Origin of the sequence: Methylophaga sp. UBA5088 (assembly GCF_002414625.1) — a bacterium.
Lineage (GTDB): Bacteria > Pseudomonadota > Gammaproteobacteria > Nitrosococcales > Methylophagaceae > Methylophaga > Methylophaga marina.
In genome coordinates this window covers 23,299-28,051 of the sequence record NZ_DIAC01000131.1, presented here as the reverse complement: position 1 = coordinate 28,051, position 4,753 = coordinate 23,299, and the positions used below count along the sequence as shown (strand labels likewise).

At 44.9% G+C, this 4,753-nt stretch carries 3 protein-coding genes; all 3 read right to left on the bottom strand.

The genetic code is table 11. From position 1 onward, the window contains the following. Positions 1-544: hypothetical protein (locus B4K20_RS16255; RefSeq protein ID WP_289283716.1), on the bottom strand; the 544-nt coding region annotated here is incomplete at its 3' end. 268 nt (positions 545-812) lie between these two features. Then, positions 813-3,272: an EAL domain-containing protein gene (locus B4K20_RS16250; protein WP_289283715.1), complete on the bottom strand. Its 2,460-nt coding sequence runs from the start codon at positions 3,270-3,272 to the stop codon at positions 813-815. Positions 3,273-3,276: 4 nt separating this feature from the next. Continuing rightward, positions 3,277-4,753, bottom strand: a 1,477-nt coding sequence (locus B4K20_RS16245; protein WP_289283714.1) for a FecR family protein, incomplete at its 5' end; no start/stop codon positions are given.

The window sequence follows — 4,753 nt, the reverse complement described above, 5'->3', positions numbered from 1 at the left end:
TGGCTTCACTGTGTCTGCCAGCTAATGTACCCACGACTAACATTAAATGCAGAATGAACCAGAGCAAAATACCGCCCAGATACACTTCACGTAGCGTTGGTCCTGTATTGACTACAGCAGCAAACTGCAATAAATCAATGGCTGCGAGACCACTAAAGACGACAATCGCCGCTTTCGATGCCCATGGCGTGTAATTCACTAAGGCGCCACCGATGATGACAGAAATAAATGCCAACACAGCCCCAATACCAGCCAGTGTCATTTGCACATTCGGGAACCAGTCTGGCGCTGCTAAAGCCACGCCTTTGACATGCTCAATGAGGTATTCACATTCAGCGATGGTAATCCCCTCCTCTTCCAGCTCTTCCTCTGGACAGTCAGCTGCCGGCATCACACCATCTGCTGGCATATTGCTGGTCACCACGGCCTGTTTCATCGCCTCATTACCATGCACAGCCGTCAGAAAGACACCGAGCATAATCGCGACAACACCGAGGATACTTGCCCAGTGTGGCAGTGAAGTCTTGTTGTTTTCATTAGACATGCAACACTTTTCCTCTTGTTATAGTTAATAAAATTTCTCTCTCTTGAATTGAAATAAAGCTAAAACAGTTTTGTGTTTCAGCTTTATATTCAACCTATTAGATAGTGCCAAAATGCTTGTATTAGCACAATCAGTTAAGTGACAGGAAGAAATCAGAATGGTTCAGAGGAAAAAAGAAGTGAGCATAGAAATCAAAACAAACGCCGAACATATCCATAAAATCATGGACTACAAAACATATGGAGTCGCTTAAAACACCTCTGTCTGACTAAGCAACCTCAGCTTGCTCTTTCATCAGTTCAATCAACGCTTGCGCCGGAATCGGTTTACTGAATAAATAGCCTTGCAACTCATCACAGCGATGCAGACGGAAGAATTTTGCCTGTGCATCTGTCTCAACCCCTTCAGCAATAATACGAAGATTGAGTCGTTTAGCCAGGTCAATAACCGACAAGGTAATTTCAAGTGAACTTTTATCTTCAATATCACGAGTGAAACACTTGTCGATTTTCAAGCAGTCCAGTGGAAACAGTTGTAGGTGTTTGAGTGACGAGTAACCTGTACCAAAGTCATCAATCGCCAAACTCATACCATGTTTTTTAATATTCATCATCGCTTCAACGGCGGTATTCATATTTCGCATCAGCGTGCTTTCAGTGACTTCAAGCTCCAGTCTTGAGGGCTCAATATGGCTACTTTTTAATATCTCGGCAATATCATCAGCAAGCGACATATTGGCAAACTGTAATGGTGATAAATTCACAGCAATGCGTATATGTTCCAGTCCGGCTTCTTTCATCAGCTTAAGATCGTCACAGGCTTTTCTAAGGACGAATTCACCCAGAGAATTAATCAATCCTGACTGTTCTGCAACCGGTATAAAAGTCTCAGGTCCAATTGGTCCTAAGTCTGGACTATGCCAGCGTAGTAAGGCTTCTGCTCCGATTATCTTTCCTGAGCTGGCTTCCACTTGAGGTTGATAGCAGAGTTGGAATTCGTTCCTCTCTAATGCCCCTGTCATCGCTTTTTCCAGCTCGACCCGGGCTTGTATTTCTTCACCGATATCGGCCGTGTAGAGACAAATCGGTAAAGACTCATCCATCCTGGATTTAAACATCGCGGTGAACGCTTTGCGAAGTAGTTCCGAGCTATCTCTGCTATCCATTGGCCAGACACTGATACCCATATTCGGCGACAGCACAATTTCTTCATCCAGGTAATGAAAAGGGGTTTGAATTTGAGCTAATAAAGCATTCGCTGATTGTTGAATAGAGGCAAGATCGCTTTGTCCAGAGAGTAAAATTGCAAAATCGTCTTCTTCTAAATGCGCTACAAAGACATCATCTCCTACAGCCGCTTTAATACGGTCGGCTATTACTACCAGTAAGGAGTCACCAATTGCACGGTGAATCACACTTATCGCTGATTCATGCTTATTCACATGAATAATGATCAAAGCGGTTAATTTGGCCGGTTGGTCGAGCGTGCCTAGTTTGTATAGCTCTTCCTGCAACGTAATGTGATTGGGTAAGCCGGTAATAATATGCTGTCTAGCTTGTGCATCTAACTGAACAATCAGTTTTTCAATAAAACGATCCGACATACGGTTTTGCCAGACAGTCCATAAAGGCCAGGCGATGGCTGTCAAAATGAATGCTGTCGCTGGAGCAAACCATAGTTTGTAAACCAACAATAAAAACAAGGAACAACTGAGAATGAATATGAGGCCAGAAACGGCTGTTATCAATGAATATCGTAGTGGTGACAGGACGATAGCACCCACACTTACTATAATCAGCAGTATGGTTATGCCGGACTGCATGGACGGCGATAACTCATACAAGTGTGAACCTTGTAAAAGTGTATTCATCTCCTGAGAAATAATCTCAACCCCTGGCATACGTTGATGAGAACGACTGGCTGGTGTTGAAATCATGTCACCGATGCCTGCTGATGTTGCGCCTATTAATACATACTTGTCCCTGATAAGCTCAGGGTCGACACGCCCCTCCAGCACATCTTTGAAAGAAATACGTTTGGCGAGATTGTCAGCGGAAGTAAATGACAACATCATCTTATGACTTCGTACCCAACCTGCTACCGAGTACTCACTCACGGGCTGACTTGGCGAGCCATAATCACCCGCATCCTTCCCCACTTTAAGCATAGCCAACGCAACATTAGGCCAGTGGGGATTCCCCAGTCCTGCATATAGATAAAAATGACGATTAGTACCGTCAATATCCAATTCCACATCAACATGCCCCAGAGCCGCTGCGGCTGACGCTAATAAGGGAATGGGTAAACGTTCAACAATCAGAGAATCAGAGGTTTCTTTGATGGGCGCCACCACTAGCACCGTGTGTTGATTCTGAAGCATAGCCTGAGCGAGAGACTGATCAGCATTACTGTTGATTTCAGGCTCAGAAAAGATCAAATCAATGCCAATAGCTTTTGGCGACATTTTTTGAAGTTCTTGGAGTAATTTCGCATGCTGGTGACGCGACCAAGGCCACCTTCCTAATGCCCGTATGCTGGCATCATCAATAGCAATAATCACAATTTGCTCACTCATTTTCGGTGAATGCAAAGGCAGCATCACGTCATAAATCAGCAAGTCTAATCGTTGCAGTGTTTTTTTCTCAGATAAGAAAAACCCTGCTGCAACAAAAAAAAGAACTAAAAATGAGCCAATAATCCAACTACGATGAGAGTCAGAAAGCCTCACAGTATTAGATAAGAATAATGGTAAAGATAGTCCACATACCCAAAGGCCAGTAGTTCACTGGTTCTTCAGGCAGAGGCTGGATAGTTTGTGTCGAACCCCATGGTCCTTCGTAGCCATCCTGCTCAATACTCTTGACACGAAGATAGCGTTCATCCCCCTTAAACGGTTCAAATGCATATTCAGCTTTATCAATTGTTTCATCAATAATGATGTCATTGAATGCCTTATCATTTGCAATTTGCACACGATAATTGGGTTGGCCCATCCCAACATTCCAGCTAGCGACTAACTGACCACTCTCTTCTGCCGAGACAGCCGCTTCAACTTTCTCAGGAATCGGTTTGATTTGATACGAACGTGCTGGTCCGACAGGCCCAACTTCACCGTCACTAGCAATACTGGATAAACGCCAGTAGTAATATCCCAATGCTGATAAAGAGGCAGTATCAAATTCTGAATCACTGAGCGTTTTGTCCAATAGCGGCTGGGTGAACTTGTCATCAGCTGCGATTTCAAGGCGATAGGCTTTAGCATTATCCGCTGCTGTCCATTGTAAGCTGGGCGACTGCTCACGGAAAACCTGCTGATCTACCGGTTTCAATGCAATCGGTGGTTGCGGCTGAGCATTAAGCTGAATCATGGCCTGCTGATTAATGCCCTCAAGCCCCAGTGAGTCAATGGCACGAACGCGGACAGCGTAGTGGCCATCGAGCAGATCGGGAAAAGCAGCACGATTGTATTCAGTGATGCCTTCCCAAACCAAGGTGTCAAAATCATTTTCTGTCGCTACTTCAACTCGATAGGCTTTTGCCCCAGCAACTTCTGACCAGGCTAATCGCCAATTGATTTCAGTGATGGTGTCAGGAATTGGCTCAAAAATGGGCGCAGGCAAAAGTGCTTTTGGCGGCAAAGGTGGTTGACCAGTGGCAACTTGGGTTCCATAACCTTTGTTCACCAGTAATTGCTTGTTGGCGCCTGAAACAGCGACCTTCCCGTGTAAGACTTCTATATTCGACTTATCGCCATTATCCATCACCAATGCTCGGTAAACCGTACCTCGAACAGCACTAATAGCAGAGGGTGTTTCAATTTCAAATCGTGAACCAGGCCCCACAGCAGGCGTGACTTTTGTGTCCATACGGCCTTTTAACAAGTTCAGTCTGGAATCGACCATGCCGGTGACACCATGAGCACTTAAATGGTCAAAATGCACAAGACTATTCTCATGAAGTGATAACACCGATTTATCGGCAAACTCGATAGCCACACTACTGTCATCCGCTGTCGATAGTTGATCACCAAGCTGCATTAACGATCCGACTTTTGCTGGCTCCGTTGTCGAGCTTCTGGCACGTTGAATTTCAGCGCTGCCGGTAATGGAGATAATTTTTGCAGCAACCGGATTGCTACGAATCCAGGCTAGCGGTACTCGGATTCTGGTGCCAGGCTGTAAATGTTTGGGGTTCTCAATATTATTTAGT